Source organism: Prevotella sp. PTAC, assembly GCF_013166535.1.
Classification (GTDB): domain Bacteria; phylum Bacteroidota; class Bacteroidia; order Bacteroidales; family Bacteroidaceae; genus Prevotella.
On record NZ_JABKKK010000013.1, the window covers coordinates 68,294 to 81,524 of the forward strand.

General features: G+C 46.8%; 12 protein-coding genes. 6 read left to right on the plus strand and 6 right to left on the minus strand.

Annotated features, from left to right (window positions below; all coding sequences use genetic code 11):
- Positions 1-2 precede the first annotated feature (2 nt).
- The 3 genes from HPS53_RS10925 (at position 3) to HPS53_RS10935 (ending at position 2,570) form a co-directional block, all read left to right on the plus strand.
- On the plus strand, positions 3-410 hold the full coding sequence (locus HPS53_RS10925) for an FdtA/QdtA family cupin domain-containing protein (protein WP_104370150.1): 408 nt from the start codon (positions 3-5) through the stop codon (positions 408-410).
- A 61-nt stretch (positions 411-471) separates the two neighbouring features.
- Positions 472-1,395, plus strand: coding sequence for a GNAT family N-acetyltransferase (locus tag HPS53_RS10930; protein WP_172206210.1), 924 nt, complete (start codon positions 472-474; stop codon positions 1,393-1,395).
- A 5-nt stretch (positions 1,396-1,400) separates the two neighbouring features.
- A complete protein-coding gene (locus HPS53_RS10935) occupies positions 1,401-2,570 on the plus strand; it encodes a DegT/DnrJ/EryC1/StrS aminotransferase family protein (protein ID WP_172206212.1) in 1,170 nt (389 codons plus the stop codon).
- A 162-nt stretch (positions 2,571-2,732) separates the two neighbouring features.
- Here HPS53_RS10935 and HPS53_RS10940 read toward each other — a convergent pair whose 3' ends face one another.
- From HPS53_RS10940 to HPS53_RS10960, 5 genes are all read right to left on the minus strand, one after another.
- Complete coding sequence (locus tag HPS53_RS10940; protein WP_172206214.1) at positions 2,733-4,361, minus strand: calycin-like domain-containing protein; 1,629 nt, start codon at positions 4,359-4,361, stop codon at positions 2,733-2,735.
- 54 nt (positions 4,362-4,415) lie between these two features.
- Complete coding sequence (locus HPS53_RS10945; protein ID WP_104370146.1) at positions 4,416-5,165, minus strand: porin family protein; 750 nt, start codon at positions 5,163-5,165, stop codon at positions 4,416-4,418.
- A gap of 6 nt (positions 5,166-5,171) precedes the next feature.
- Positions 5,172-6,326: a PCMD domain-containing protein gene (locus HPS53_RS10950; RefSeq protein ID WP_172206216.1), complete on the minus strand. Its 1,155-nt coding sequence runs from the start codon at positions 6,324-6,326 to the stop codon at positions 5,172-5,174.
- Between the two features lie 178 nt (positions 6,327-6,504).
- Positions 6,505-7,314: an SGNH/GDSL hydrolase family protein gene (locus HPS53_RS10955; protein WP_172206218.1), complete on the minus strand. Its 810-nt coding sequence runs from the start codon at positions 7,312-7,314 to the stop codon at positions 6,505-6,507.
- A 573-nt stretch (positions 7,315-7,887) separates the two neighbouring features.
- The gene (locus tag HPS53_RS10960; RefSeq protein ID WP_172206220.1) at positions 7,888-8,469 is read right to left on the minus strand and encodes a GNAT family N-acetyltransferase; all 582 of its coding nucleotides are present in this window, start codon (positions 8,467-8,469) and stop codon (positions 7,888-7,890) included.
- 607 nt (positions 8,470-9,076) lie between these two features.
- Here HPS53_RS10960 and HPS53_RS10965 point away from each other — a divergent pair.
- From HPS53_RS10965 to HPS53_RS10975, 3 genes are all read left to right on the plus strand, one after another.
- Complete coding sequence (locus tag HPS53_RS10965) at positions 9,077-9,565, plus strand: DapH/DapD/GlmU-related protein (RefSeq protein ID WP_172206222.1); 489 nt, start codon at positions 9,077-9,079, stop codon at positions 9,563-9,565.
- Positions 9,566-9,654: 89 nt separating this feature from the next.
- The gene (locus tag HPS53_RS10970; RefSeq protein WP_172206240.1) at positions 9,655-11,598 is read left to right on the plus strand and encodes a heparinase II/III family protein; all 1,944 of its coding nucleotides are present in this window, start codon (positions 9,655-9,657) and stop codon (positions 11,596-11,598) included.
- A 218-nt stretch (positions 11,599-11,816) separates the two neighbouring features.
- Positions 11,817-12,536, plus strand: a complete 720-nt coding sequence (locus tag HPS53_RS10975) for a Bax inhibitor-1/YccA family protein (protein ID WP_104370143.1) — start codon at positions 11,817-11,819, stop codon at positions 12,534-12,536.
- A 171-nt stretch (positions 12,537-12,707) separates the two neighbouring features.
- On the opposite strand, the gene HPS53_RS10980 is transcribed toward HPS53_RS10975, so the two are convergent.
- Positions 12,708-13,052, minus strand: a complete 345-nt coding sequence (locus tag HPS53_RS10980; protein ID WP_172206224.1) for a hypothetical protein — start codon at positions 13,050-13,052, stop codon at positions 12,708-12,710.
- Between the last annotated feature and the right edge of the window lie 179 nt (positions 13,053-13,231).

Genomic DNA, 13,231 nt, shown 5'->3' on the forward strand with positions numbered 1-13,231 from the left:
ATATGAATCCATCCAAGGGAAGGATAATCGAACTGCCCAAGATTATTGATCCGCGGGGTAATCTGACAGTGGCCGACGGCATAAGAAACGTGCCTTTTGACATAAAACGTGTTTATTGGACGTATGATATACCGGCGGGTGAGAGCAGGGGAGGCCATGCCCACAAGTTATGTAAGGAGTTGATAATAGCTGTAAGCGGTTCTTTCGATGTAACTCTTGACGATGGAGAAGAGCGTGTCACTTTTCATTTGAACCATCCTTATCAGGGGCTTTATGTTGATACCGGTATCTGGCGCACGCTTGACGATTTTTCTTCGGGTGCAGTTTGTCTTGTCCTTGCGTCCGAGCTGTTTGAGGAAGAAGACTATATTCGCGACTACGACGAGTTTATCGCAAGTCGTAACAGGTGATGATGAAAGGCTTGATTGATGGTCGCGAAAGGTTTATGGGTGTGGATAAAAGTCGTAAGGGATGCGAATAACAGAGACTTCTGCGGCGGAGTATAAAGAGTTCTTTATGCGATATCCGCATATTTACAATACGGTCGGTTTCTCTGAGTTGAACAGAGAAAAGGCCGACAGCCTCCATTATCTGTTATTTGAAAATTCAAAAGTGCGTTTCGGCCTTGTTCTCGGTGAGCGGAACGGCCGGCTGCTTTCTCCTTTTTCAGCTCCGTTCGGAGGTTTTACTACCAACAGGCAGCAATGTTTCGAGTTTGTGGACGAAGCGGTCGCTTTATTGAAAGATTATGGCGATGGCATGTCAAGGCCGGTAGTGATGACATTGCCTCCGGTATTTTATGACGAACGGCAACTCTCCGTGATGACAAACGCCCTGCACCGTTTCGGGAGAATATGTTCCATGGATGTCAATTACCATTTTCTCATTTCCGACTTTGACAATTACGGAATGTCTTTGGAGCGCACAGCGAAGAACAAACTGCGCCAGGCCATGAAAGAAGATTTTGTATTCCGGCATATAGACAGCGGCGATGTTGAGGGTGTCGATCGGGCATATTGTGTGATAAGGCGAAACAGAGAGGAACATGGCTATCCGTTGCGGATGTCTCACGATGATGTTGTCAATACGATAAAAGTCGTGGATGCCGATTTCTTTCTACTTGAACATGAAGGCAACGATATCGCCGCCGCCCAGATATTCCATGTCACCGATGATATATGCCAGGTGATTTATTGGGGGGATTTGCGTGAGTATTCGCGTCTGCGGCCGATGAATTATCTTGCGTTCCGCATTTTTGAATATTATAGAGGCCATGGTGTCAGGATTATCGACATAGGCCCTTCCACGGAAAACGGTGTCCCTAATTACGGCCTTTGTTCTTTTAAGGAAGGTATAGGATGCCGCAGTTCCCTTAAATTCTCATTTGAAATATAACGGTAATGATAAAATATCTCGAACTGAAAAAGGTCACGGAGCGGCATGCCGGAGAGATTAATGACGCTGTACGCCGTGTCGTAGACAGCGGATGGTATCTGCAAGGAGACGCTAATGCGGCTTTCGAGACAGATTATTCCCGCTATATCGGTACGGCGCATTGCATAGGATGCGCCAACGGTCTCGATGCTTTGACACTCATTCTTCGGGCCTATATAGAGCTTGGAGTGATGAATGAGGGTGACGAGGTCATTGTTCCGGCCAATACTTACATTGCTACCATTCTTGCAATAACCGCCAACCGTCTTGTGCCGGTGCTCGTGGAACCGAGGATCGAAACGTTCCAGATAGACGACTCGCTGATAGAACGCGCCTTGACAGACCGCACGCGGGCCGTGATGATAGTGCATCTTTACGGTAAATGCGCTTATACGGATGCGATAGGAGATATATGCAGGCGGCATAATCTCAAGCTTATTGAAGACAATGCGCAGGCCCACGGTTGCACATTCGGCGGAGCAGACGTTTCCGGATGGTGTGAGAAAAAAGTGGCGGGATGTGGAAATGAAGTTCTGGATAGTCCTCGCCGCACCGGTTCGCTCGGTAGCGCTGCCGCCCATAGTTTCTATCCGGGGAAGAACTTGGGTGCCCTCGGCGACGGAGGAGCCGTGACAACAGACGACAGCGAGCTTGCCGAAATGGTGAGAACGCTGGCCAATTACGGTTCCTCAAGAAAGTATATCTTCCCGTACGAGGGTCGAAACAGTCGTCTCGATGAGATACAGGCTGCCGTGCTTGATGTCAAACTGGCTTATCTTGACATTGATAATGAATGCCGCCGCCGACTTGCCGCATTGTATATTGACAATGTGCGTAATCCGTTTATAACCATTCCGACGGAAGACTACTGTTCCGACAATGTCTTTCACATATTTCCAGTACTTTGCAATCGGCGCGACGAGTTGCGGAAATACCTCTATGATAATGGTGTGCAGACGGTAATCCATTATCCCGTGCCCCCCCATAAGCAAGGTTGTTACAGGCAGATGGCCGATATGTCACTGCCGATAACGGAGCGTATACACAGTGAGGAACTGAGCATACCTTGCAATCAGGTGCTCACGGAGAATGAAATAAACACGGTGATAGGCTTGCTAAACAGCTTCGGCAGTTGATGACATGATTTTCAATATAGCCGGAAGCGATGACAATGAGTTTTAGATAAACCTTTTCTTATGTTTAAATAAACTTCTTTCAGATGTTAAAATTAAATCCTCCAAACCGAGATATGATGTCGGTTTGGAGGATTTAATTTCCAGTTAATACTCTTTCCGGTATTATTTCATTATACTCTTGACGGTCTTTCCGTTGGTATATCTGGTCACATATACCTCTCCGCTCTTCATCTTGCTCACTTTCTGGCCTTTCATGTTGTATATGGCCTTTACGGTGTCGGATGCCTCCGGATTGTCGATGCACTCTATTCCTGTCACCGTTCCGGGTAAAACCACGTTGTAAGTATTGTATGAGTTCAGGTCGTTGCTCACCACGGTTATCGTCACGTAGGTGTCGGTATCCGAGTATGCTACGTTGTAGATCACCTTGGCTCCTTTTCCGTTCGTCGCTGTCTCGATGTCTGCCGCGGTGATGTCATTGCCTGTAAAGCCGTCTGCCATAATCAGTGTGGCGTTTGTTTCGGCATCGTATACGCCTTTACCGAGGTCTATGCCCTGTCCCTTGACTTTAAGACCGGTCAGCTCGCAGTTGTACAATATGCTCAGATCGTCTATTATCAGGGAGTCGGTGCTGCCCTTTCCCGGTTCCGCATTGGTGGATATAGTCACGTGGATCACCTTTCCTTCCTTTCCGTTATCTGTATATATGAAAGGTATGCTGAGTCTCTGCCACTCGAAGTTATTGCTTTCGATGGTGTTGTTTACGGCTTTGGCTATGACATTGTCGTACTCCTTGTCTTCAGGATCCTGATAGTATTTGCCGTCCGTAATCACCGCTTTTACAGTGGCATAGGGGTATGTCTCCTGCGGAACAAGTTGCTTGAACTTTACCCACAGTGTCAGACTGTCGGGCCGCCCGGCCATCAATGAGTAGAACGGGTCGCCCTTATCGTCGGTTCCAATGGAGTCGAGCGAGCTCCATGAGTGGTTCACAAGGTCTGCGGCGCTGATGCTTCCGGTGTTGATGCGGCCTGTGGTTATCGTGCCGTTGGCCACACCGAAAAATCCCATGTCTGCCGAAGTCAGCAGTACGCTCTTTGTTCCTGTGCTTCCGGGGCGTACCGTGTCGCATGTGAAAGTGTGCGGAGTGTATCCCGCCAAGTAGATAAGGGATTTTATTCCCGATGCGCTCATGAATGAGTGCCAGTGGTCCGGTTCGTCGCTTGTAGCCATTGGGCCTGCCTCATAGTTCCAGTCGCTGCCGTCTTCGAGGGGCGAATACAGTTTGGCGGTGTGGAAACTCTCGAAGTCGGAGTTGCCGATATGGTAAGCCCTGCTGTCGAAGAGCACCTTTATCTGCATGTTCATCGATACGAACGGAATGTCGATGGTGGCTGCGAGTGTCTTTTCGCCATCCACGTCGGCGTCTATGCTTACGGGTATCTCACCGAGCATCGGGCCCATCCACATCATCACGCCGGAAGCGTCGCCCTCCGTGATGGTGATTGTCTGTGTCGTCTTCAGGTTTGTCGTGCCGCTGGCGTTGACAGTAGCTTCGGTATCCGTGATTTTGATGTTTCCGATGCCCATTGCGTCGGCTCCCGTGCCGAGCATGAAGTTTTTCAATTCAAGCGTGTATTTGCCGTCATCCTGCCTGTTCACGGATATGTTGGCCTCCTGGCTCGGAGATGCGCTTCCGTTGATTAGTACCATCAGTCTGCCGTTGAAGTCGGTGGCCGTTGCCGCTGCGGATATGCAGGCTGCGGTGAACAGGGTAAACAATTTTCTCATAATGTTCCTTTCTTTTTGTTTTGTTAATGAATATAAGTACTCGTGTTTCTCATCTTATTTCAATTTGTATGTCAGTCCGAGAGTTCCGAATATGGGGTAGAGCGTCTGCTCTATGGTCTTGAAATCGCTGTTGTGTATGCCGGTCAGTCCCCACGCTATGTCGGCATACGCTCCCCATCGCTTGCTGAAATACCAGTCTACGCCTGCGTCTATGCCGAACTGGAAGCGGCGCATCTCATCGGAAAAATCAAATGTTCCGCGGGTGCTGTCGGTGTTGCCTATGCCTATTTTGGGGCCGGTTGGGGTGTTCTGGCGCAGATACCCGTCGTACACATACCCGTCAAACTTCTTCGTCATCACATAAGACACGTATGGCCCGAGTTTTATTCTCACGTTCTTGGCCGCGTCGTATGTGGCCGTCACCGGTACGGTCAGCAGCCATTCGTCCACTCTCACGCAGTTGTTGCCGGTGAAGTATCCTTCGAGCGGTTGTCCGCCTTTCACTATCGTCATGTGGTAGTTTTTCACTGTGGCGTCTGTCTCCATACCCTTGTTTTCGAGATGAAGGCCGGCCATGACTCCCCATCGGCCTTTCAGGTTTTTATGTACATCGATGCCGAACGACAGGTTCGATTTCATTTTATACTCGTTGAGGCTTCGTATCGTGGCGGGCATGCCTATAGGGGCCGTTCCGCCGATGTTGTATCCCAGCCGTGCGTTGTAGCACAGGCTGTCGGTCAGTCCGCCGCACCATGCGGTCAGTGTGGCGACAGCCATCGCCATTATCGTAAAGAGTCTTTTCATTGTTTCCTATTCCGTTATCGTGCATGTAATTCTCACCTTGTCTATCATAAGCTCGCTGCCTATGGCTCCCTCGAAGTGGTCACCCTCGTCGCTCGACGAGAAAACCACGGCAAGATTGTATCCGTAGTTGGACAGCAGTTCTTCGTCGAGTTCCTTCACGTAGTTGAAGTCGACCTCGAACATGGTCCATCCGCTTGCAGGCTCAACATATTCTATTCTTGCTATCGCGACAATCAGCTCGCTCGACATGATGTTGTCCCCATACAGCACCACGGGATTGCCTGCGTCGTCGTGGTTGCGGTAGAGCACGGAGTATATGGCTGCACGGTCAGTTCGCCCGTCTATAATCTTTCCGTATTGGTCCTGGAACTTGTCACCGGGCGCATACTTGTAGTAACCGGTGAATTTAACCGGTTTTTTGTCGAAGCGAACACCGAACCTTGTTGCTTTCAGAGTCTCTGTCAGCACGTATTTGAAGTCGAACTCACCGAGAAACAGGTTGCCGGCGGCTATTCTCTTGCCCACTGTCGCTCCCCATGCTCCGGTGCTTCTCGTCACCAGCCTGACGGCAGCTCCGTCGAGCCCCCCGTCTGCTATCGGTGTGGTTGGATAGTTTTCGGCCGGCGCCGATCCCATGGCTATCATGAATCCGGGGTTTCCTGTGGCCCAGTTGTTCAAGTTGGTTCCGTCTTCGTTGATGTCGCTCCATTCGTAGTATTTGCCCGTGCGGTTTTTCCTGAAGTTCTCGAAGTCGAACTTCACGATGTCTTCCTTGGTGCGTTTCACTGTTCGGAAACTCACGGTGTACTTCCTGCTCCATTCCCCGTCTTGCGATCTCACGGTATATTCCACTTTTCCGCCATTGCTGAAATCGTGTACCGAGCCGCTTGCAGGTGTTATAGTGGCACCTTCTGTGACGGCAAACATCGGGGCAAGAGCCGTGAGGTCGGTGCCTGATTTCACTTCAAACACAATTTCCGTAATGTCTGACTTAACGTTGATCAGGCTGTCGCTGAGGCTGAAAAACATATCTTCCGGATTGTCAGCGTGTATCCATGCCGTTTCGATGTCGCATTCCGCGTTGAGCGGTTCGTCTTTGAAGCATGAAGTGAGACAAAGGATATAAAAGAGTGCCGGTAGGGCGTATGATAAATATTTCATTGTCGGATAGAAATGGATAAAATATATTTAGGCGTACAAAAATACAAAAAAATGTTGTATTACAATGTTTTTAAGGAAACTTTTTGTTACAGTATAGTTTTCTTTCGGACATATAAAAGGCATTTTCCACACATTATGAGGAAAATGCCGGTATGGTTTCGACGTGCCCGGGGCGCTGTCAGAAGCAGCAAGGAAGCGTGAGCAGCTGATATGCCAGTGTGCGTGCCATGCGCTCGTGTCCCTTGTCGTTAGGGTGCAGGCGGTCGGTGTCTGCCTTGTTGAAATACTGTGCGTGCTCATCTATCAGCGGATACAGGCCGCAGGAGGCGTTGAGGTCTATCACGGGCACTGCCCAGATATTTGCGGCTTCTTTGGAGGCGTCAACGTATGCCGATATGTATTCTCCGCACTTGTTGGTGTAATCTTCTGTGGGTTGCCAGTTCTTGTCGTTGGCGTAGAAGCCGGCACGGTGTATCGGGGTGATGATTACGATCTGCTTGGTTGGAAACATGCGTTTCAGTGTGTCGAGTGCAATGTTTATCCTGCCACGATATGTGCCTTTGTCCATTGCGGGATACCTGCGCTTGCGGTCTACCATGTGTTTCGGCTCGTGTATTCCCGCCATCACCTGCTCGTCTTTTTCCGTGAACCATTCTCCGATAGGCACGCCGGCATTGTAGTCGTTTGTACCTATGAATATCAGTATGGCGTCGAAGTCGTTGCCATGTTCGGCTCTCAGTTTCTCTGCCTGTCGTGGAATGTCGTTCCATTGCCGGCCGCTAACTCCGTACACATAAGGATTTATGCCGAGCCACTCTTGCAGGTAAGACCAGTATTTCTTGACAGACGCTTTGTTGCGCGGGTCGGTGATGGAATCGCCGAAATAGGCCACCCGCTTGCCTTGCCACGGGTGTGCCGTGATGGTCTGTGCCACCGATGTTACAGCCATTAGTATGGCGGTGATGGTGCAAAACAGTTTACTTTTCATATCTATTGTATTTTGATTTGTTTTCAATTGTTTATTGCCGGTATGCCGCTTGATTTATGCAAAATCAATGCAAATCGAGCGCAATAAAACTTGTTTTAAATTGCTGAGATGCCGCTTGATTTATGCAAAGGTATTCATTATTTTCGATAAAATGAAACCGACGGTTTGAAAATGAAGTTTCTAAGTGTTTTTTTTCGGGTCGGCATTTTGATGGTGATGTAATGATAATTCTGAAAAAAAAGCGTTCCGATTTTTGTGCTGAAAAATCGTTTGAGTGAGGTTTGAAAGTGCCGTAAAACGGATTTTTGGCTGATTGTTTTCCAACGGGACGCTCGTTATGGCGCATTTAGCGGCTTATTGCGAGCCAACGGGCATCCCGTCGCTTGGTGAAATGCAATCAAACGGTGTGCAACGAGTATCCCGTTGCATGCCGTTGTTTTGTCAATAAAATACAAGTAGGTGACAGGCAGTGTCTTATAAAATGCTCAAAACTTAGGAATTTTCGACCTCCTGACTTTTTTTCAAAAATAAACGAAATATGAGAGGGTAGTTGTAAATAAAATTCGTAATCATCTATTTGCCCATCTGTAAGTGCCGCATGTGGTGCCCTCCCCAGTCGCTGTTGTTTACAAACCTGAACCCCACGGACTCATACAGACACCCGGCTTTCGGGTTGCCCTCGTCTACAAGCAGTCCGAGAGGGCCGCAGCCCATCGAACGTGCCTTTTCGGCTGTGGCCTCGATGAGCATCTTGGCGATGCCCATGCCCCGGAATCTGGGGTATACGGCGAGTGAGTCGAGGTAAAGTTCGCCGGCCTGGGTCTCGGGCTTCATGCTGCTGTGGTCTATGCCGAAAGCGGTTTTCGCTCCGTTGATGAATGCCTGCCGAAGTTCATAAAGCCTGCCGCCGTCATAGCTCACGCTGATACCCGCTATCTGCCCGTCGTCTGTCATGGCACATATTGTGTTCTCATAGCTGTATTGTGTGTCGCTGCCGGCAGCCAGGTCTGTGATTAGTCTCATGAAGTCTTCGGCCGTATGGTTTTCTCCGTAGAAGTGGCGGCAACACTCGTCTGTCATTGCCATTACGATGAGTTCGGCTATCACGGGCGCATCTTCCTTGCGGCCTGGGCGAAGTGTGATTTTTTCTTGCATGCTTGCGGTTGTTTACTATGTTGCTAATCGTTTGGTCTTTCCTGCCCGAGGGCGGATTTGTTTCCTATGGCGAATGTTTTGTCGGCTATGCCGGAAACCGATATCGTATGTGACCGGAAATTCCGTTGCTGTGGCAGGTTTCTGCAAAATTACAAAAAATGCCTCGATTGCATCGTGGATTACTGTTAACTAAAGTTATCAGGCATATCTGTGGACCGGCAGATGCCGGCCTTTTATTGTTTTTATGAAAAAGAATTGGCGGCGGTCTGAAAAATAATGGATAACTTTGCATGCAGGAGTGCGTGTCCGGTGTGTTAGAGGAGCCGGCACCTGCTTCGGAGCGGCATGTAAGTGACAGGACGTCACGATAACCATGCTAATGTATGGCACGGAAAGATACAGTGTATACATCAGACGCAGCGGTAGATCGAGTAGGATCTGACAGGATGGCCGCGTAATTTTTTGAGAGGTTTTATGTTTTAGTAATTATAGATAAATGGCACAATGAAAATCAGTCGTTGCATAAAGAATCCCGTATTGTATATCCGAAAGGCTCTATATTATGCCATCGGCAATACGGTAGCAAGGATGTTTTACCCCCCCCTGTTTGTATAAGTCGGTGTGGTTCAGTGGGTTATCGTCCTTAGGGTGGGAGTGGGCCACGAAAGGGCTTTTACACCAGAAACTGTTTGGGGCAAACTCCGGGGCATGGTGGCCGGTGGCACGGTTTCAGAAAGTTGTCAATCCCGATAATATATCTTTTCATGTGGATGATATCAATAATTTCCAGATGTCGGGTACCTATTTCCAGGCTATCGGGGCTATCAGCGTTGGAAAAGGGACATACATAGCACAGAATGTAGGGATAATAACGGCTAATCATGATTTGCTAAATCTTGACAGGCACTCAGAGGCAAAGCCGGTGAGCATAGGCGAAAGATGCTGGATAGGGATGAACAGCGTGATTCTGCCGGGCGTGACATTGGGTCCTGTTACGGTTGTCGGGGCAGGATCTGTGGTGACGAAAAGTTTTCCCGAAGGGTATTGCGTGATAGCCGGAAACCCGGCAAGAATAGTCAGACGGATTTCTGTTTGATATTCCGTTGATTACCGGATATGTGATGGCGGTTTTTGTATTCTATGGTAATGAAAATCAAGGGCATACTCAAAATAGTGTATCGGTGGATGGCTAAAGTCACAGGTATAAGGCTGTATTTATTGGTCTCTGACGTGATTGGCGTGCGGCCTTATCCGTATGAAAGGCGTGACTTACTGAAAAATGCGGCTGATTTCAAGAAAGTCAGGGCTTCATTGGTAATGAATCAAAAGTGGGTTCCTTATCCTGCTTACAAGGACCGTGCCGGTTGGGACGATTTTCTTGGTGATTATAAAGATGACTATATACGTAAGGGTGAGGATTGTCTGGGCTATGAATGGAAAGTAATAAAGGCCACCGATTATATGGAATTCGGAAGAAGCGGCGACCAGGCTGTTATGGAAATACCGTATGGGGAGAACAGAACGGCTTTGGAATACTTGTTTTTGGCTGAGATGGCGGAAGGTGGCGGCCGCTTTATAGACCAGATAATAAATGGTGTGTTTTATTGTTGCGAGATGACTACTTGGGCGTTGTCGGCTCATCTGTGGAATCAGAAGGACGGTGGATATCTGCCAAGTCATAAGGAACATATAATCGAGATGGGAAGCGGAGGTCTTGCCTCGTTGTTGGCATGGATTTATTATTATTTGAGCCCCTCTTTCGATAAAGTTAATCCAATGATATCCAACAGGCTTCTTTATGAGCTGAGGACAAGGATCCTTGACACATACATGGGCACAGACCGTTTCAGATGGATGGCATTTACCCCGATACCTACAGAACATATAAATAACTGGACTCCGTGGAATAACTTTTATGTATTGCAGTGTTTCTTTCTTATAGAGACCGACCGTGACAGGTTGGCCGAAGCAGTTTGTCGTACCATGGTTTCCATGGATCATTTTATCAATTATAATTTTGATGACGGAGCATGCGAAGAGGGTACGTTTTACTGGGAATACGCGGCCGGGAAACTTTATGACTATCTTCAGCTGCTTTACGATGGAACGGCCGGAGCCGTATCTATATTCGATAGCCACATACTTCGGAATATGGGTGAATATATGGTGCGGTCGTATGTCGGAGATGGATGGCTGGTGAGTTTTGCCGACTCCACAGCGATAGGCCATATTGACGTGGATATGATTTTCCGTTATGGAAAAGCTGTCAAAAGCCGGGAAATGATGCATTTCGCGTCATATCTCAAAGGATTGCCGGCCAAAAGAGAAGTACCGCAAGGAGATATTTTCCGCTTGTTGCAAACGTTGCTCTACCGGAATGAACTGACAGGGACAGACGAACCGCCGGAAAAACCGCCATACACGTGGTATCCGAAAACGGAGATTTGTTATATGGCCAACAATGCGGGATTTTTCGTGGCAGCCAAAGGTGGTTATAACGGCGAGAGCCATAATCATAATGATGTGGGTTCTTTCGCTCTTTATATTAACAGCATACCGGTCTTTTTGGATGCCGGAGTAGGGACGTACACGCGAAAAACATTTAGTTCCGAACGCTATTCGATATGGACAATGCGAAGCGAGTATCATAATATTCCTGTGATTAATGGTGTTTCCCAGGGTGTTGGTAGGAGTTATAGGGCGAAAGATACAGTGTTTGATTCGGTGAATATGTGTTTTTCTGTCAATATTGCGGAAGCGTATCCACGGGAAGCGAATGTGAAGATATGGACTCGCTCGTATCGTTTGTCGGATGGCTCGTTGCAGATTAACGACCGTTTCTCTTTGTCGAAAGCGTGTAGTCCCAATCGTGTTGTATTTCTAACATGGGGCATGGTCGATATCTCGGAGCCGGGAATCGTAACTGTTGATATAAAGGGTATAAAAGCATTGTTGATGTATGATAAGGATATTTTCAGCCCGGTTGTAGAACCGGTATTGATAGATGATCCGCGTTTGTACAATATTTGGGGACGGAAGATTTATCGTGTGATATTGGTTGCGAGAAGACAAACTCTTTTCGGGTCATATTCTTATACCGTTGTTTCGGAGAAAAAGAAGTGTGATTAGGTGGCGTATAGTGGTTCTCTTACTTATTTTGGGTAATGGTTGATGTACTGTTTTTATTTTTTTTATGACCGATGTTGATGCCAATCGGGAAAATAATAGATATCTTTGCAAAGCGATCATGATGCGGGTATGCAGCCGGCGACCGTTATGTTGCCGTTCGGTTGCAGTATCGTGGTACGGAGAAATATGGAATGTCAAATTTAAATAAACGAAAGAAAATGAATTACAACAGTTTTGAAACAGAACAGCTCGTTAGGGAGCGTGAATTGGAAATGTCGGCAGCATTTCCGGCACTGATGAGAAAAGTGTACACATGGATGGCCTTGGCTCTTGTGATAACAGGGTTTACAGCTTATGGCATAGCCAACAGCCCGGGAATGCTGATAGAGATAGCAACGAACAAGATGCTGTTTTTTGGTCTTATCATTGCTGAATTGGCTCTTGTGATAGGACTAAGCGCTGCGATCAACAGGCTGTCGCTCACTGTGGCAACCTTGATGTTTGTTATCTATTCGGTGATCAACGGAGCCACGTTGTCACTCATATTCGCATTGTATACCATGTCGTCCATATCAAGTGTATTCTTTATTACGGCGGGTACTTTTGCCGTTATGGCTTTTATTGGATATACAACGAAGACTGATTTGTCTTCAATGGGAAAATTCCTTTTCATGGCATTGATAGGTATTATAATCGCTTCCGTGGTAAATATATTCTTGAAGAGTACAGGATTGGAACTGATAGTTAGCTATGTCGGTGTCCTCGTCTTTGTTGGATTGACAGCCTATGACACTCAAAAAATAAAGAAAATGCTTTGGGAAGCTGGAGATACAGGTGAGACAGCGCAGAAAATCGCACTTTTAGGTGCATTGTCTCTTTATCTTGATTTCGTAAACCTGTTCTTGCATCTTCTCAGAATAATGGGTGACCGTAAATAACCGGGTGTTATTACCTTATTATATTATTTTTGAATATCTAGTATTTTAAATACAACAGTGATTTTATATTATTGGAGTATAAAATCGTAAAAGTGAAAAAGAAGAGGATGGGGCACTTTGAATGAAGTGCCCCTCATTTTTTTATCTGATTATTGCGGTGCGTCTCAAAAGTTAGTCACTAAACTTTTTTGCTTGCTTTTTACAGTATGCCCCTCTTTTTTTATATTGTCCGTTTACAAGAAATTGTATACCGTGTGGTTTATGGCAGCCTTGTATTTCATTTATAAAAAAGATTGTAGCCATTGTCTCTTTATATATTATATATGTGTAATTAGTATCTGGACTTGCTTTGTCCTTCTCTATTCCTGTGTATCCGACTTCTGTTCCTTCTCTTGTTTTTCTCTTTCTTTCTCTTTCTCCTTCCTTGTTTTTTTTGCTGTTTTTTTCTTTGGCCTGTCCTTCTTTTCTCTCCTTCTTTCTTTTTTCTGTCTTTTTCCCTTTTTCTTTCTTTTTCATTTTCATTTCCTTTTCTTTTGTTTGTTTTTGTGTTTTTGTCTTGTTTTTGCGTTGTTTTCCTTGACCTGCGTCAATTTAGTATAAAATTACCGTTGTTTTTCGAATTTTTTCTTAAAATTATTTGGTTTGTGTCCTTAAAGTCCTTACCTTTGCATCCGCTTTCAGGGTTGAAGCCCTGG

Coding starts and splice junctions, on each gene's coding strand:
- HPS53_RS10925 (WP_104370150.1), top strand. CDS start 3: ATGAATCCATCCAAGGGAAGGATAATCGAACTGCCCAAGATTATTGAT.
- HPS53_RS10930 (WP_172206210.1), top strand. CDS start 472: ATGCGAATAACAGAGACTTCTGCGGCGGAGTATAAAGAGTTCTTTATG.
- HPS53_RS10935 (WP_172206212.1), top strand. CDS start 1,401: ATGATAAAATATCTCGAACTGAAAAAGGTCACGGAGCGGCATGCCGGA.
- HPS53_RS10940 (WP_172206214.1), bottom strand. CDS start 4,361: ATGAGAAAATTGTTTACCCTGTTCACCGCAGCCTGCATATCCGCAGCG.
- HPS53_RS10945 (WP_104370146.1), bottom strand. CDS start 5,165: ATGAAAAGACTCTTTACGATAATGGCGATGGCTGTCGCCACACTGACC.
- HPS53_RS10950 (WP_172206216.1), bottom strand. CDS start 6,326: ATGAAATATTTATCATACGCCCTACCGGCACTCTTTTATATCCTTTGT.
- HPS53_RS10955 (WP_172206218.1), bottom strand. CDS start 7,314: ATGAAAAGTAAACTGTTTTGCACCATCACCGCCATACTAATGGCTGTA.
- HPS53_RS10960 (WP_172206220.1), bottom strand. CDS start 8,469: ATGCAAGAAAAAATCACACTTCGCCCAGGCCGCAAGGAAGATGCGCCC.
- HPS53_RS10970 (WP_172206240.1), top strand. CDS start 9,655: ATGGCTAAAGTCACAGGTATAAGGCTGTATTTATTGGTCTCTGACGTG.
- HPS53_RS10975 (WP_104370143.1), top strand. CDS start 11,817: ATGAATTACAACAGTTTTGAAACAGAACAGCTCGTTAGGGAGCGTGAA.
- HPS53_RS10980 (WP_172206224.1), bottom strand. CDS start 13,052: ATGAAAAAGAAAGAAAAAGGGAAAAAGACAGAAAAAAGAAAGAAGGAG.